Here is a 16214-nt window from a genome sequence, read left to right on the forward strand (position 1 = left end):
GGACAAGCCCGCTCCTGCCCCGCGATGCTTTTTGCCCAGGGTGCAACCACTCCTCGGCCAGGGCTTTGCAAGCGCAACCAAACGGCGCACAATCGCGCCCCTCTTTATATGGTTGAGGGGGGCGAAGCCTCTGTTTCGCCCCTCTCAGCCCTGTTACAGTCTTGCGAGTGGAGTTGCACCCGGATGAATGAGCAGGCCCCAAGCGTTGAACAACGCTTTGAATCAACCCCCGCCGCCCTCGGTAGCTGGGCCCGTCAGGACACCACCTGGATGCTGGGCCTGTTTGGCACGGCAATCGGCGCCGGGACCCTGTTCCTGCCGATCAACGCCGGCCTCGGCGGCTTCTGGCCACTGCTGGTCCTGGCGCTGCTGGCCTTTCCGATGACGTACTATGCGCACCGCGGCCTGACCCGCTTCGTGCTCTCCGGGCGCGATGGCGCCGACATCACCGACGTGGTCGAAGAGCATTTCGGCCTCAGCGCCGGAGCCCTGATCACGCTGCTGTATTTCTTCGCCATCTTCCCGATCCTGCTGATCTACAGCGTGGCGCTGACCAACACGGTCGGCAGTTTCATGGAGCACCAGCTGCACATCGAGCCGCCACCGCGCGTGGTGTTGTCCTTTGTGCTGATCCTCGGGTTGCTGGCCATCGTGCGCTGCGGCGAGCAGGCCACGGTCAAGGTCATGAGCTGGCTGGTCTATCCGTTCATCGTCGCCCTGGCGTTCCTGGCGGTGTTCCTGATCCCGCACTGGAGCGGCGGCATCCTCACTACCGCCACTGAAGTGCCTTCGGGTTCGGCGTTCCTGCACACCCTGTGGCTGGCGATTCCGGTGATGGTCTTCTCGTTCAACCATTCGCCAATCATTTCGGCGTTTGCCGTTGACCAGAAGCGTCGCTATGGCGTGCACGCCGACGAGCGCAGCGGGCAGATCCTGTGTCGCGCCCACCTGCTGATGGTGGCCATGGTGATGTTCTTCGTGTTCAGCTGCGTACTGACCCTGACCCCGGCGCAACTGGCCGAAGCCAAGGCGCAGAACCTGTCGATCCTGTCGTACCTGGCCAACCACTTCAGCAACCCGACCATCGCCTTTGCCGCGCCGCTGATTGCCTTCATCGCCATCGCCAAGTCGTTCCTGGGCCACTACATCGGTGCCAGCGAAGGCCTCAAGGGCCTGATCCTCAAGACCGGCAAGCGTCCGGGCGCCAAGGCCCTGGACCGCATGACCGCGGCCTTCATGCTGGTGATCTGCTGGATCGTCGCCACCCTCAACCCGAGCATTCTCGGCATGATCGAGACCCTTGGTGGCCCGGTGATCGCTGCGATCCTGTTCCTGATGCCGATGTACGCCATCCGCAAGGTGCCGGCCATGAGCAAGTACCGCGGGCAGATGTCCAACGTCTTCGTCGCCGCCGTGGGCCTGGTGGCCATCTCGGCGCTGGTTTACTCGCTGCTGAGCTGAGCCAATGGATTCGGGAGCCGGCAATCGGCTCCCGAGTGACTAAAAATTGTCCACAAAAGTTGTCTGGAAATTCAACAATTTAACATTGGCCCATAGGTAGACGGGCACTTTCATGCTTAACTCTGGTCCTTTACTCACCCCGCATAAGGACTTCGTTCATGGCTCAAGTGACTCTTAAAGGCAACCCGGTTCAGGTCAAAGGCGAACTGCCGAAAGTCGGCGCCAAGGCGCCTGCGTTTTCCCTGGTTGGTGCTGGCCTGGCCGACGTGACCCTGGCTTCCCTGGCCGGCAAGCGCAAAGTGCTGAACATCTTCCCAAGCGTCGACACCCCGACCTGCGCTACTTCGGTTCGCAAGTTCAACGCGCAAGCCAGCACGCTGAACAACACCGTTGTACTGTGCATCTCCGCTGACCTGCCGTTCGCGCAAGCGCGCTTCTGTGGCGCTGAAGGCCTGGAGAACGTGCAGAACCTGTCGCTGCTGCGCGGCGCCGAGTTCAAGGAACACTACGGCGTAGCTATCGCCGACGGCCCGCTGGCCGGCCTGACCGCCCGCGCCGTGGTGGTGCTGGATGAGAACGACAAGGTGCTGCACAGCGAGCTGGTTGGCGAAATCGCTGAAGAACCGAACTATGACGCTGCTTTGGCAGTCCTGAAGTAATAGCGACCCCGCCGGGGCTGCTGCGCAGCCCATCGCTGGCAAGGCCAGCTCCCACAATGCACCTGAGTACGCTGTTGCTGTGGGAGCCGGCCTTGCCGGCGATGAAGGCGACGCGATTATTGTTAATAATTGCTAAGAGTTGTTGCGGCCTGGCCCTCGTCCAGGCCGTTTTTATTTATAGTTCATTACTTTAGCTACGTAAGCTCAAGGTAAAGTGCCGGTAAAGGCGCTTTGCTTATCCGTCTTCAATGCTTATCGTTCAGCCTCCTCAAAAGAATTTTTTCCCGCACAATGGTCGATCAACCCATGCTTTCTCGTTCCCGTTCCTCCCGTCGCTGGCTTGTCGGCCTGCTGATCCTGCTGCTGGTCGCCGGCCTCGGCTGGTGGCTGTGGCCGTCGCCGGTCGCGCAAAAGGCCGCCGCTGCGCCGGGTGGCAAGGGTGGACGGCCGGGCTTTGGCGCGTTTGCAGGTCCCGTGCCGGTGCGGGTCGAGCCGGTGACAGTTGGCGACTTCCCGGTGTACCTCAAGGCCCTGGGCACGGTGACGGCGACCAACACGGTCAACGTGCGCAGCCGGGTCGGTGGCGAGCTGGTCAAGGTCAACTTCCAGGAAGGGCAGAAGGTCAAGGCCGGAGACCTGCTGGCCGAGATCGACCCGCGCAGCTACCAGATCGCCCTGCAACAGGCCGAAGGCACCCTGGCGCAGAACCAGGCGCAACTGAAAAACGCCCAGATCGACCTGCAGCGCTATCAAGGCCTGTACGCCGAAGACAGCATCGCCAAGCAGACCCTGGACACCCAGGCGGCGCTGGTCGGCCAGTACCAGGGGACGATCAAGACCAACCAGGCGGCGGTGGGCGACGCCAAGCTCAACCTCGACTTCACCCGCATCCGCGCGCCGATCAATGGCCGTCTGGGGCTGCGCCAGCTCGACGTCGGCAACCTGGTGGCGGCCAACGACACCACCGCGCTGGTGGTCATCACCCAGACCCAGCCTATCAGCGTGGCTTTCACCTTGCCCGAGTCGGAGCTCAACACCGTGCTGGCGCGCTACCGCAGTGGTGCACAATTACCGGTCGAGGCCTGGGACCGCAGCGATGCCAAGCAGCAGGCGGTTGGTGTACTGCGCAGCCTCGACAACCAGATCGACACCACCACCGGCACCCTGAAGTTCAAGGCCTTCTTCGAGAACCAGGACGAAGCGCTGTTCCCCAACCAGTTCGTCAATGTGCGGCTGCTGGCCGACACCCTGAAGGGCGTGGTGCTGGCGCCTTCGGCGGCAATCCAGTTCGGTACCGACGGCTCGTTCGTCTATGTCATGGAAGGCGACAACAAGGTGCGCATCCGCCAGCTCAAGCTGGGTGCCAGTGACGGCGACCTCACTGTGGTCAGCGAAGGCCTGGCCAAAGGCGAGCGGGTGGTGCTCGAAGGCACCGACCGCCTGCGCGATGGCAGCGACGTCGAAGTGGTTAACGACAGCGCCGACGTTCCCGTCACCCCAGGCCAGCACCTGCAGGGCCAGGACAACAAAGACGCTTCCGCCGCGACCGGCGTTCAGGGCAAGGCCGGCGCATGAACCTCTCGCGGCTGTTCATCCTGCGCCCGGTGGCGACCACCCTGAGCATGCTGGCCATCGTTCTGGCCGGCCTGATGGCTTACAAGATGCTGCCGGTGGCGGCGTTGCCCCAGGTCGATTACCCGACCATCCGGGTCATGACCCTTTACCCCGGCGCCAGCCCCCAGGTGATGACCAGCGCGGTCACCGCACCCCTTGAGCGTCAATTCGGGCAGATGCCCGGCCTGACCCAGATGGCCTCGACCAGCTCCGGCGGTGCCTCGGTGCTGACCCTGCGCTTTAGCCTGGACATGAACATGGACGTCGCCGAGCAACAGGTGCAGGCGGCGATCAATGCCGCCAGCAACCTGCTGCCCAACGACCTGCCGGCGCCGCCGGTGTACAACAAGGTCAACCCGGCCGATACCCCGGTGCTGACCCTGGCGATTTCGTCGAAAACCATGCCGCTGCCCAAGCTCAACGACCTGGTCGACACCCGGGTGGCGCAGAAGATTGCCCAGATCGGCGGCGTCGGCATGGTCAGCATCGCCGGCGGCCAGCGCCAGGCGGTGCGAATCAAGGTCAACCCCGACGCCCTGGCCTCGGCCGGGCTGAACCTGGCCGACGTGCGCACCCTGATCGGCGCCTCCAACGTCAACCAGCCCAAAGGCAACTTCGACGGCCCGACCCGGGTCTCGATGCTCGACGCCAACGACCAGCTGCGTTCGCCCGAGGAATACGCCAACCTCATCCTCGCCTACAAAAACGGTGCGCCGCTGCGCCTGAAGGACGTCGCCGAGATCGTCGACGGCGCCGAGAACGAACGCCTGGCCGCCTGGGCCAACCAGAACCAGGCGGTGCTGTTGAACATCCAGCGCCAGCCCGGGGCCAACGTCATCGAAGTGGTCGACCGGATCAAGGCCATGCTGCCGTCGATCACCGACAACCTGCCGGCGGGCCTGGACGTCAGCGTGCTCACCGACCGCACCCAGACCATCCGCGCCTCGGTCAAGGACGTACGCCACGAGCTGTTGATCGCCATTGCCCTGGTGGTCATGGTCACTTTCGTGTTCCTGCGCCGCTTCAGCGCCACCCTCATTCCCTCGGTGGCCGTGCCGCTGTCGCTGATCGGCACCTTTGCGGTCATGCACCTGGCCGGCTTTTCGATCAACAACCTGACCCTGATGGCCCTGACCATCGCCACCGGCTTTGTGGTCGACGATGCCATCGTCATGCTGGAGAACATCTCGCGGCATATCGAGGAGGGCGAGACGCCGATGCAGGCCGCGCTCAAGGGCGCCCGGCAAATCGGTTTCACCCTGATCTCGCTGACGTTCTCGCTGATTGCGGTGCTGATCCCGCTGCTATTCATGGCTGACGTGGTCGGCCGGCTGTTTCGCGAGTTCGCCATTACCCTGGCGGTGGCGATCCTGATTTCCCTGGTGGTGTCGCTGACCCTGACGCCGATGATGTGCGCACGCTTGCTCAAGCGCGAGCCCACGATCGAGGCGCAGGGCCGTTTCTACCGGGCCAGCGGCGCCTGGATCGACTGGATGATCGACTACTACGGCCGTGGCCTGCAGTGGGTGCTCAAGCACCAGCCGTTGACCCTGCTGGTGGCGGTGGCAACCCTGGGGCTGACCGTGCTGCTGTACCTGATGGTGCCCAAGGGCTTTTTCCCGGTGCAGGACACCGGGGTGATCCAGGGCATTTCCGAGGCGCCGCAGTCGGTGTCGTTCACTGCCATGAGCCAGCGTCAGCAGGAACTCAGCGCGGTGATCCTCAAGGACCCGGCGGTACAGAGCCTGTCGTCCTACATCGGCGTCGATGGCGACAACGCCACCCTCAACAGTGGCCGCCTGCTGATCAACCTCAAACCCCATGGCGAGCGAGACCTTACCGCTGCCCAGGTGATTGCCCGGCTGCAGCCGCAGGTCGACAAACTGCTCGGCATCCGCCTGTTCATGCAGCCGGTGCAGGACTTGAGCATCGAGGACCGGGTCAGCCGCACCCAGTATCAGTTCAGCCTGTCATCGCCCGATGCCGAGTTGCTGGCGCAGTGGAGCGGCAAACTGGTCGATGCCCTGCAGCAGCGCCCGGAGCTTGCCGATGTTGCCAGCGACCTGCAGGACAAAGGCCTGCAGGTGTTCCTGGTGATCGACCGCGACGCCGCCAGCCGCTTGGGCATCAACGTCGCCGACATCACCAATGCCCTGTATGACGCCTTCGGCCAGCGGCAGATTTCGACCATCTACACCCAGGCCAGCCAGTACCGCGTGGTGCTGCAGGCCGAGGCGGCGTCGAGCATCGGCCCGCAAGTGCTTGAGCAGATTCACGTCAAGGCCAGCGACGGCGGCCAGGTACGGCTGTCGAGCCTGGCGCGCATCGAGCAGCGCCAGGCGCAACTGGCGATTGCCCATATCGGTCAGTTCCCGGCGGTGATGATGTCGTTCAACCTGGGCCAGGGTGTGGCCCTCGGTGAAGCGGTCAAGGTCATCGAGCAGGTGCAGCAGGACATCGGCATGCCGGTGGGCGTGCAAACCCGCTTCCAAGGCGCGGCCGAAGCCTTCCAGGCCTCGCTGTCGAGCACCTTGCTGCTGATCCTGGCGGCGGTGGTGACCATGTACATCGTGCTCGGTGTGCTCTACGAGAGCTACATCCACCCGGTTACCATCCTTTCGACCTTGCCGTCGGCGGCGGTGGGGGCTTTGCTGGCATTGATCCTCTCGGGCAATGACCTGGGCATGATCGCCATCATCGGTATCATTTTGCTCATTGGTATCGTCAAGAAGAACGCGATCATGATGATCGACTTCGCCCTGGAGGCCGAGCGCAACCAGGGCATGGCGCCCGAGGCGGCGATCTACCAGGCGGCGCTGCTGCGCTTCCGGCCGATCCTGATGACCACCCTGGCGGCGCTGTTCGGCGCCATCCCGCTGATGCTCGCCACCGGTTCCGGCGCCGAACTGCGCCAGCCGCTGGGCCTGGTCATGGTCGGTGGGCTGCTGGTCAGCCAGGTACTGACGCTGTTCACGACGCCGGTCATCTATTTGTACTTCGATCGGTTGTCGCGGCGCTGGCGCCGCGAGCCTGATGCCGTGGTGCAGGCCAAGCCATGAACCTGTCCGCGCCCTTCATCGCCCGCCCAGTGGCGACGATGCTCCTGAGCCTGGCGATCATGCTGCTCGGTGGCGTCAGTTTCGGCCTGTTGCCGGTGGCGCCGTTGCCGCAGATCGAATTCCCGGTCATCGTCGTCCAGGCCAACCTGCCGGGCGCCAGCCCCGAGGTCATGGCCTCGACCGTGGCCACGCCGCTGGAACGCTCCATGGGCGCCATCTCCGGGGTCAACACCCTGACCAGCAGCTCTAGCCAGGGCTCGACCCGGGTGATCCTCGGCTTCGACCAGGGCCGTGACATCGACGCGGCGGCGCGCGAAGTGCAAGCGGCGATCAATGCCTCGCGCAACCTGCTGCCCAGCGGCATGCGCAGCATGCCGACCTACAAGAAGTTCAACCCGTCGCAAGCGCCGATCATGGTCCTGGCGCTGACGTCCAGCGTGCTGCAAAAGGGCCAGTTGTACGACCTTGCCTCGACCATCCTGTCCCAGAGCCTGTCCCAGGTGCCGGGGGTAGGGGAGGTGCAGATCGGCGGCAGTTCGCTGCCAGCGGTGCGTGTCGAGCTCGAACCGCAGTTGCTCAACCAGTATGGCGTGGCCCTCGATGACGTGCGCCAGACCATCGCCAATGCCAACCAGCGCCGGCCCAAGGGCTTTATCGAGGACGGCCAGCGCAACTGGCAGGTGCAGGCCAACGACCAACTGGAGAAGGCCAAGGACTACGAGCCCCTGGTGATTCGCTACCAGGACGGCGCGGTGCTGCGCCTGAGCCATGTGGCCAAGGTCAGCGACGCGGTGGAGAACCGCTACAACAGCGGCTTTTTCAATGACCAGGATGCGGTGTTGCTGGTGATCAACCGCCAGACCGGCGCCAACATCATCGAGACCGTGAACAAGATCAAGGAGCAACTGCCGGCCCTGGAGTCGCTGATGCCCGCCAGCGTCAAGCTGGACGTGGCCATGGACCGCTCGCCGGTGATCAAGGCGACCCTCAAGGAAGCCGAGCACACCCTGATCATCGCCGTGGTGCTGGTGATCCTGGTGGTGTTCCTGTTCCTTGGCAACCTGCGCGCCTCGCTGATCCCGACCCTGGCGGTGCCGGTGTCGCTGGTTGGCACCTTCGCGGTCATGTACTTGTGCGGCTTCTCGCTGAACAACCTGTCGCTGATGGCCCTGATCCTCGCCACGGGCCTGGTGGTCGACGATGCCATCGTGGTGCTGGAGAACATCTCCCGGCATATCGACGAGGGCGTGCCGCCGATGCGCGCCGCGTACCTGGGCTCCAAGGAAGTCGGCTTCACCCTGCTGTCGATGAACCTGTCGCTGGTGGTGGTGTTTGTCTCGATCCTGTTCATGGGCGGCATCGTCGGTTCGCTGTTTCGCGAATTCTCCATCACCCTGGCGGTGGCGATCCTGGTGTCGTTGCTGGTGTCCCTGACCCTCACGCCGATGCTCTGCGCGCGCTGGCTCAAGGCCCAGCCGAAGGGCGAGCAGACCCGCCTGCAACGCTGGAGCGAGCAGCTCAACCAGCGCATGATGGCCGGTTACGGGCGCAGCCTGGACTGGGTCATGCGCCATCGGCGCCTGACCCTGCTGAGCCTGTTGGTGACCATTGCGGTCAACATCGCCCTGTATGTGGTGGTGCCCAAGACCTTCCTGCCGCAGCAGGACACCGGCCAATTGATGGGCTTTGTCCGCGGTGACGACGGCCTGTCGTTCCAGGTGATGCAGCCGAAGATGGAAATCTACCGCCGTGCCTTGCTCGCCGACCCTGCGGTGCAAAGCGTGGCCGGCTTCATCGGCGGCAACAGCGGCACCAACAACGCCATGGTGCTGGTGCGCCTCAAGCCGATCAGCGAGCGCAAGGTGTCGGCGCAGAAGATCATCGAGCGCCTGCGCAAAGAGCTGCCCAAGGTGCCCGGCGGGCGGCTGTTCCTGATGGCCGACCAGGACCTGCAGTTCGGCGGTGGCCGCGACCAGAGCAGCTCGCAGTTCCTCTACACCCTGCAAAGCAGCGAGCTGTCGGCCCTGCGCGAGTGGTACCCGAAGGTGGTCGCTGCGTTCAAGACCCTGCCGGAGCTGACCGCCATCGACGCCCGCGAGGGCGGCGGTACCCAGCAGATCACCCTGGTGGTCGACCGCGAACAGGCCAAACGCCTGGGCATCGACATGAGCATGGTCACCTCGGTGCTCAACAACGCCTACAGCCAGCGGCAGATCTCGACCATCTACGACAGCCTCAACCAGTACCAGGTGGTGATGGAGATCAACCCCAAGTACGCCCAGGACCCGCGGACCCTGGAGCAGGTGCAGGTGATCACCGCCGACGGCACCCGGGTGCCGCTGGCCACCTTCGCCCACTACGAGAACAGCCTGGCCGACGACCGCGTCAGCCACGAGGGCCAGTTCGCCTCCGAGAGCATCAACTTCGACATCGCCGAAGGCTACAGCCAGGACCAGGCCATGGCCGCGGTCGAGCGGGCGGTGGCCAAGGTCGGCCTGCCCGAGGACGTGATCGCCAAGCTCGGCGGCACCGGTGACGCCTTCGCCGAAAGTCAGAAGGGCCAGCCGTTCATGATCCTCGGCGCCTTGCTCGCGGTATACCTGGTGCTGGGCATTCTCTACGAAAGCTACATTCACCCCCTGACCATCCTCTCGACCTTGCCATCGGCCGGGGTAGGGGCCTTGCTCACGCTGTACGTGGTCGGCAGCGAGTTCAGCCTGATTTCTCTGCTCGGGCTGTTCCTGCTGATCGGCGTGGTGAAAAAGAACGCGATCATGATGATCGACCTGGCCCTGCAGCTGGAGCGCCATGAGCACCTGAGCCCGGAGGCATCGATCCGCCGCGCCTGCCTGCTGCGTCTGCGGCCGATCCTGATGACCACCCTGGCGGCCATCCTTGGCGCCTTGCCGCTGCTGCTCAGCCATGCCGAGGGCGCCGAGATGCGTCAACCGCTGGGCCTGACCATCATCGGCGGGCTGGTCTTCAGCCAGATCCTCACGCTTTACACCACCCCGGTGGTCTACCTCTATCTGGACCGCCTGCGCCATCGCTTCAACCGCTGGCGCGGCGTGCGTACCGACGCTACTTTGGAAACCCCGCTATGACCCGACGTCCGTTTCTTTCCGACCGTTCGCTGCAGCCGTTGCTGGCCGCCCGCGGCTCGCGCCTGCTGGCCTGCGCGCTGAGCCTGGCAATGCTCAGCGCCTGTACCCTGAGCCCGGACTACCACCGGCCGGAAACCCCGGCGCCGGTAGCGTTCAAGCACGCCGAAGGCTGGACCCAGGCCAACCCCTCGGACGCCATCGCCCGCGGTGCCTGGTGGGAGTTGTACGGCGATGCCCAGCTCAATGGCCTGGTCGAGCAGCTCAATGCCAGCAACCAGACCGTCGCCCAATATGCAGCCCAGTACCGCCAGGCCCAGGCCCTGGTGCGCAGCGCCCGTGGCGCACTGTTCCCAAGTCTAGACCTGTCGGCCGGCAAGACCCGCTCCAGCCAGGGCACCGGCAGCTCAAGCTCGAGCCTGAGCAATAACAGCAGCGGCATCCGCAACACCTACAGCACCCAGTTGGGGGTGAGCTGGGAAGCCGACCTGTGGGGCAAGCTGCGTGACGGCCTGGCCGCCAACCAGGCCAGCGCCGAGGCCAGCCTCGCCGACATGGCGGCGATCCGCCTGAGCCTGCAATCGGAGCTGGTGCAGAGCTACCTGCAGTTACGGGTGATCGACGAGCAGAAACGCCTGCTCGAGGCGACGGTCGAGGCTTACGAACGTTCACTGAGAATGACCGAGAACCAGTACCGTGCCGGGGTCTCGGGTAAGGAAGCGGTAGCCCAGGCGCAGACCCAGCTGAAAAGCACCCAGGCCGACCTGATCGACCTGGTGTGGCAGCGCGCGCAACTGGAAAACGCCATCGCCGTGCTGCTGGGCAAGGCGCCGGCCGAGTTCGCCCTGGCCGACAGCAAGGCCATCCCGGCGCTGCCGCAGGTGCCAGTGGCCTTGCCCTCGCAGTTGCTCGAGCGCCGCCCGGACATCGCCAAGGCCGAACGCAATGTGATGTCGGCCAATGCCAGCATCGGCGTGGCCCGTGCCGCCTACTTTCCGGACCTGACCCTGAGCATGAGCGGCGGCTACAGCAGTAGCAGTTTCAGCGACTGGATCAGCCTGCCGAACCGCTTCTGGTCGGTCGGCCCGCAACTGGCCATGACCCTGTTCGACGGCGGCCAGCGCGCCGCCGAAGTCGACCGCAGCGAAGCGGTCTACGACCAGACCGTGGCCCAGTACCGCCAGACCGTGCTCGACGGCTTCAAGGAAGTGGAAAACTACCTGGTGCAGCTCAAGGTCTACGAAGACGAATCTCGGGTGCGCAGCGAAGCCCTGGCCTCGGCCCGCGAATCCCTGCGCCTGACCAACAACCAGTACAAGGCCGGGCTGATTGCCTACCTGGACGTGGTCAACGTGCAGACCACCGCCCTGAGCAACGAGCGCAGCGTGCTCAACCTGCTGCAGGGGCGGCTGGTGGCCAGCGTGCAGTTGATCGCGGCGTTGGGCGGTGGGTGGGACTCACAGGCAGCGTTTGCTGGGCAGAATGACTGATATAAATCGTTATAAAACAAATAGATAGAACCTGTTGTTAATGTCATTTATTCGGTTAAGAGGCTTTCGGTGCAGATTGCACTAATTTCTGTTGTTAGACTTTAGAAATATCTCTTAACTTGTTGTTTTATAAGAAATTTCTATTCTATAAACTGCCTGGGTGGCGATGATTTGCTATTGCCATCTTCTACCGAAAACTCCGTGCGTTTCGCCAAAGGTTGAGTACAATCATCGGCTTTTACCCGGGCCTTGCCAGTGCCCGGCCTACGGGTTGTGGAAGGCCTCATGCTGATCGGTAGTTACTCCTCTTCGCTGGTATTGATTTCGCTGTGTGTGGCCATCCTTGCTTCGTATACCGCCCTGGACCTGACCGGCCGGATCACCACGGCCAAGGGCCGTGCGGTGTACCTGTGGATCTGCGGCGGGGCCCTGGCCATGGGGACCGGAATCTGGTCGATGCACTTTATCGGCATGCTCGCCCTGAGCCTGCCGATCGAGCTGGGCTATGACATTACCCTGACCCTGTTGTCGCTGCTGATCGCCGGGCTGTCGTCGGGCTTTGCCCTGTGGCTGGTCAGCCAGCCGACCTTGCCCTGGCCGCAACTGGGGTTCGGTGCGCTGATCATGGGCAGCGGCATCAGCTGCATGCACTACACCGGCATGGCGGCGCTGCGCATGGCGCCGGGCATCGACTACGACCCCGCGCTGTTCAGCGCCTCGTTGCTGATTGCCGTCGGTGCTTCGGCGGCGGCGTTGTGGATCGCCTTCCGCCTGCGCCAGCAAACCCTGTACGTGCGGCAGATTCGTGGCGGCGCGGCGATCATCATGGGCATGGCGATCGTCGGCATGCATTACACCGGCATGGCTGCGGCGAACTTCCCTGAAGGCAGCTACTGCGGGGTGCTGGGCAAGGGCCTGAGTGGCAACGGCCTGGATTACCTGGTGCTGATCACTACCCTGGCGGTGCTGGCCGCAGCCTTGCTGACCTCGGTACTGGATGCCCGCCTGGAAGCCCGTACTGCCGAGCTTGCGCGCTCGCTGACCCTGGCTAACCAGGAGCTGACCCAACTGGCCCTGCATGACACGCTCACCGGCCTGCCGAACCGTACGCTGCTGGCCGACCGTATCGAGCAGGCGATCAGCAAGGTGGCCGAGCAGGGGGGTTGTTTCGCCCTGATGTTCATCGACCTGGACGGCTTCAAGCCGGTCAACGACGCCTTCGGCCACCATATGGGCGACCAGTTGCTCAAGGAAGTCGCCCTGCGCCTGCGCGGCCATCTGCACAGCCAGGACACCCTGGCGCGAATCGGCGGCGATGAGTTCGTGCTGCTGGTCGACTTGCAGGAAGCCGATGACGCCGTGGGCGTGGCGGCCAAGCAGGTCAACCTGGTTTCGCGCAGCTTTCGCGTCGCCGAGCAGAACCTGCAGATTTCGGCGAGCATCGGTATCGTCCTGTACCCGGGCAATGGCATCGACCAGCATGAGCTGCTGCGCAACGCCGACGCGGCCATGTACCACGCCAAGAGCGCCGGCAAGAACGGCTACAGCTTCTTTGACGTGTCGATGAACAGCAACGCGCGTCTGCAACTGCAGCTGCTGCAGGATTTGCGCGTGGCCCTGGAGCAGGGTCAGTTCCGCCTGTATTACCAGCCCAAGTTCGATGCCCACAACTGCCAGCCGATCGGCGCCGAGGCGCTGCTGCGCTGGGAGCACCCGCAGCATGGCCTGATGCTGCCGGACCGCTTTATCGTCCAGGCGGAGAAGACCGGGCTGATCATCCCGATCGGCGAGTGGGTGTTGGATGAGGCCTGTCGGCAGATGCGCATCTGGATCGATCAGGGCCACAGCAACTGGCGCATCGCCGTGAACCTCTCGGCCATCCAGTTCTGTCACACAGGGCTGGTCGAGAGTGTGGCCAAGGTCCTGGCGCGGCATCAGTTGCCGGCCAACAGCCTGACCCTGGAAATCACCGAAACCACCGCCATGCGCGACGCCGACGCCAGCATGCAGGTGCTGCAGCGGCTTTCGGACATGGGCGTGGACCTGTCCATCGACGACTTTGGTACCGGCTATTCGAGCCTGATGTACCTCAAGCGCCTGCCGGCCAACGAGCTGAAGATCGACCGAGGCTTCGTTCGTGACCTGGAGCAGGACAGCGACGATGCCGCCATCGTCTCGGCAATCGTCGCCCTGGGCCAGGCACTGGGCCTGCGGATTGTTGCCGAAGGGGTCGAGACCGATCGCCAGCAGAGCTTCCTGACCCGGCTGGGGTGTGACTCGTTGCAAGGGTATCTGCTCGGCCAGCCACAGCCGGCCGATCGCTTCATTGCCGATATCGAGCGAGGGCGCGAGCCCCTGGCCGCCAGCTGATCAGCCAGCGGCGCGCAGGTTGCAGAACGGCTGGAAGGCGTCGAGTTCGGCCTCCACCGCCTCGATGATGCGTTCGACGTCAGCCGCAGGCATCAGCGTGGCGCAGGGAATGCCGGCAACCGCCAGCAAGGTTTCGCCGGTGGCCCGGTCGAACAGGCGCGCCACCATGCTGCGTGGGGCATCCATGCTGGCCTCGAAGCCCAGCGGATGAAAATGCCAGCGCATCATCTGGCAGGCGTTGGGGAACGTCAGCTTGTTCATGCCGGCCTCCGTGTACGGTGAACCTCACGCAAGAGTGGGCGGGTCGGTGGGACCCGGCGGGAAACCTAACCATAGCATCACTGGCGCCAGTGTCCGGCGCCGATCATGACGGTTTCCCGATTGTTTGATCCAGGTCACGTTCACTTGAGGGCAGGGCGGACACTTTCCCTTTCCCGGCAAACGTTTGCCGACAATATTTCCCCCCGTGCGGTCGCGCTGTTCTGCTATTTTTACCGGCAGTCGGCTGGGATGCTTGCCAGGGAGTTTCAGACCAATGGCGCGTCCGGGTTCAGTCAAGGAGACCGTCCATGCGTTATTCCGCGCTCACCCAACGTATCGCCGGTGACGGTGCTGCAGCCTGGAACATCCACTACCGTGCCGTCGAACTGCAAGGCCAGGGCCGGGACATCATCCTGCTGTCGATTGGCGATCCGGATTTCGATACGCCTCGGCCGATTGTCGATGCCGCCATCGACAGCCTGCGCGCTGGCCATACCCATTATTCCGATGTGCGCGGCAGCGAAGCCTTGCGCCGTGCCATTGCCGCTCACCACACCCGTCATAGCGGGCAGCCGGTCGACCCGCTGGAAGTGGTGGTGCTGGCCGGGGCGCAATGTGCGCTGTATGGCGTGGCCCAGTGCCTGTTCGATCCGGGCGACGAGGTGATCGTCGCCGAGCCCATGTATGTGACCTACGAGGCGGTGTTTGGCGCCTGCGCAGCCAGGGTGGTACCGGTGCCGGTGCGCCCGGAGCAGGGCTTTCGGGTCGACGCCGATGACGTCGCTCGGCTGATTACCCCGCGCACTCGCGCGTTGCTGCTCAATAGCCCGCACAACCCCTCCGGCGCCAGCCTGCCCAAGGCCACCTGGCAGCGCCTGGCGCACCTGTGCATCAAACACGACTTGTGGCTGATCTCCGATGAGGTCTACAGCGAGCTGCTGTTTGAGGGCGAGCATTTCAGCCCGGCTAGCCTGCCGGGCATGGCCGAGCGCAGCGCGACCATCAACAGCCTGTCCAAGTCCCATGCCATGTCCGGTTGGCGGGTCGGTTGGGTGATCGGCCCGCAGCTGTTGACCGAGCACTTGAGCAACCTGGCCCTGTGCATGCTCTATGGCCTGCCGGACTTTATCCAGAACGCCGCCCAGGTGGCCCTTGAGCAAGACCTGCCCGAGGTGCGGCAAATGCGCGACACCTACCGCGAGCGGCGTGATCGGGTCTGTGCCAGCCTTGAAGGCTGCCCGGGCATCCGCGTGCACAAGCCCGATGGTGGCATGTTTGTGATGGTCGATATCCGCGAGACCGGCATTGGCGCCCAGGCTTTTGCCGAGCGCCTGCTGGAGGAGCATGGGGTATCGGTGCTGGCCGGCGATGCCTTCGGCCCCAGCGCCGCCGGGCACCTGCGTTTTGGCCTGGTGCTCGACAGCGAGCGCCTGGAGCAGGCCTGCCAGCGCATTGCCCGCTGCGCCGCCCAGGTGCTCGAAGGCGTGCCGTCAGTTCAGCAGGCCGGCGGCAATATTGATGGTAAAACCCAGAATCGCGGTGTTGAAAACGAAACCTACCAGTGAGTGGGCCAGGACGATGCGGCGCATCTGCCGGTCGGCCACGCCCACGTCCGAGGTTTGCACGGCGACGTTGAGGGTGAAGGAGAAATAATGAAAATCCCAGTAATCGGGGTTCAGCTCGCCATCGGCAAAGCGCAGTAGCGGCTCCTTGCTGCCGGCGGTGTAGAACAGCCTGGCGTAGTGCAGGCTGAAAATCATGCCGATCATCAGCCAGGAGCCGGCGACGGTGAAGCCGGTGTAGACGTAGTGCAGCATCTGCGGGCCGCCGACAAGACCACGGCTGGCGGCCAGTTGCAGGGTCACTGCGGCGAGACTGGCGATCGCCGCGATGCTGACGGTGAACAGCACCAGCCCCGCGTTTTCATCCTCGATGCAGGCCACTTCGCGCACCTTCTCGGGGCTTGCGCGCAGCGTCAGCCACAGCACCAGCAGCAGGTACAGCCAGACACCGATGTTCCAGCCGGTGAGGATGTGCTGGACCAGGCCATCGGCCGGGATCAGCCAGCCGCTCAGGCCGCCGACAACGGCAGAAAAACTCAGGCGCGGGTGGGTGCGGGTCAGTCGATGGAAAGCCATGGGGCCTCAGGTCGGGAGGGTATCTGGGCAACTGTAGCCCATCGCCTCGGCCACCGGGCAC

At 64.1% G+C, this 16214-nt stretch carries 10 protein-coding genes; 8 read left to right on the forward strand and 2 right to left on the reverse strand.

Features of this window, described 5'->3' with window-relative positions; translation table 11 throughout:
- Nucleotides 1–183: 183 nt before the first annotated feature.
- From NLX68_RS12830 to NLX68_RS12860, 7 genes are all read left to right on the forward strand, one after another.
- Nucleotides 184–1461 (forward strand): serine/threonine transporter, encoded by a 1278-nt coding sequence (locus tag NLX68_RS12830; RefSeq protein WP_254284292.1) that lies wholly within the window; start codon nt 184–186, stop codon nt 1459–1461.
- 158 nt (nt 1462–1619) lie between these two features.
- A complete protein-coding gene (tpx, locus tag NLX68_RS12835; protein WP_254284293.1) occupies nt 1620–2120 on the forward strand; it encodes a thiol peroxidase in 501 nt (166 codons plus the stop codon).
- 291 nt (nt 2121–2411) lie between these two features.
- Nucleotides 2412–3695, forward strand: coding sequence for an MdtA/MuxA family multidrug efflux RND transporter periplasmic adaptor subunit (locus tag NLX68_RS12840; protein WP_302056179.1), 1284 nt, complete (start codon nt 2412–2414; stop codon nt 3693–3695).
- Nucleotides 3692–6793 (forward strand): MdtB/MuxB family multidrug efflux RND transporter permease subunit, encoded by a 3102-nt coding sequence (locus tag NLX68_RS12845; RefSeq protein WP_254284295.1) that lies wholly within the window; start codon nt 3692–3694, stop codon nt 6791–6793. Before NLX68_RS12840 ends, NLX68_RS12845 begins: the two co-directional genes overlap by 4 nt.
- A complete protein-coding gene (locus tag NLX68_RS12850; RefSeq protein ID WP_254284296.1) occupies nt 6790–9897 on the forward strand; it encodes an efflux RND transporter permease subunit in 3108 nt (1035 codons plus the stop codon). The genes NLX68_RS12845 and NLX68_RS12850 overlap by 4 nt, the downstream gene beginning before the upstream one ends.
- Complete coding sequence (locus NLX68_RS12855; RefSeq protein ID WP_254284297.1) at nt 9894–11384, forward strand: efflux transporter outer membrane subunit; 1491 nt, start codon at nt 9894–9896, stop codon at nt 11382–11384. The genes NLX68_RS12850 and NLX68_RS12855 overlap by 4 nt, the downstream gene beginning before the upstream one ends.
- A gap of 285 nt (nt 11385–11669) precedes the next feature.
- Entirely contained in the window at nt 11670–13754 is a 2085-nt protein-coding gene (locus tag NLX68_RS12860) for a bifunctional diguanylate cyclase/phosphodiesterase (protein WP_254284298.1), read from the forward strand.
- On the opposite strand, the gene NLX68_RS12865 is transcribed toward NLX68_RS12860, so the two are convergent.
- Nucleotides 13755–14015 (reverse strand): DUF1652 domain-containing protein, encoded by a 261-nt coding sequence (locus NLX68_RS12865; RefSeq protein WP_254284299.1) that lies wholly within the window; start codon nt 14013–14015, stop codon nt 13755–13757.
- A 308-nt stretch (nt 14016–14323) separates the two neighbouring features.
- On the opposite strand from NLX68_RS12865, the gene NLX68_RS12870 reads away from it, so the two are divergent.
- Nucleotides 14324–15580 (forward strand): pyridoxal phosphate-dependent aminotransferase, encoded by a 1257-nt coding sequence (locus tag NLX68_RS12870; RefSeq protein ID WP_254284300.1) that lies wholly within the window; start codon nt 14324–14326, stop codon nt 15578–15580.
- On the opposite strand, the gene NLX68_RS12875 is transcribed toward NLX68_RS12870, so the two are convergent.
- On the reverse strand, nt 15506–16153 hold the full coding sequence (locus NLX68_RS12875) for a DUF1345 domain-containing protein (RefSeq protein WP_254284301.1): 648 nt from the start codon (nt 16151–16153) through the stop codon (nt 15506–15508). The genes NLX68_RS12870 and NLX68_RS12875 overlap by 75 nt on opposite strands.
- Nucleotides 16154–16214: the final 61 nt, after the last annotated feature.

This window comes from Pseudomonas sp. SBB6, from assembly GCF_024213215.1.
In the GTDB taxonomy this organism is placed as follows: domain Bacteria; phylum Pseudomonadota; class Gammaproteobacteria; order Pseudomonadales; family Pseudomonadaceae; genus Aquipseudomonas; species Aquipseudomonas donghuensis.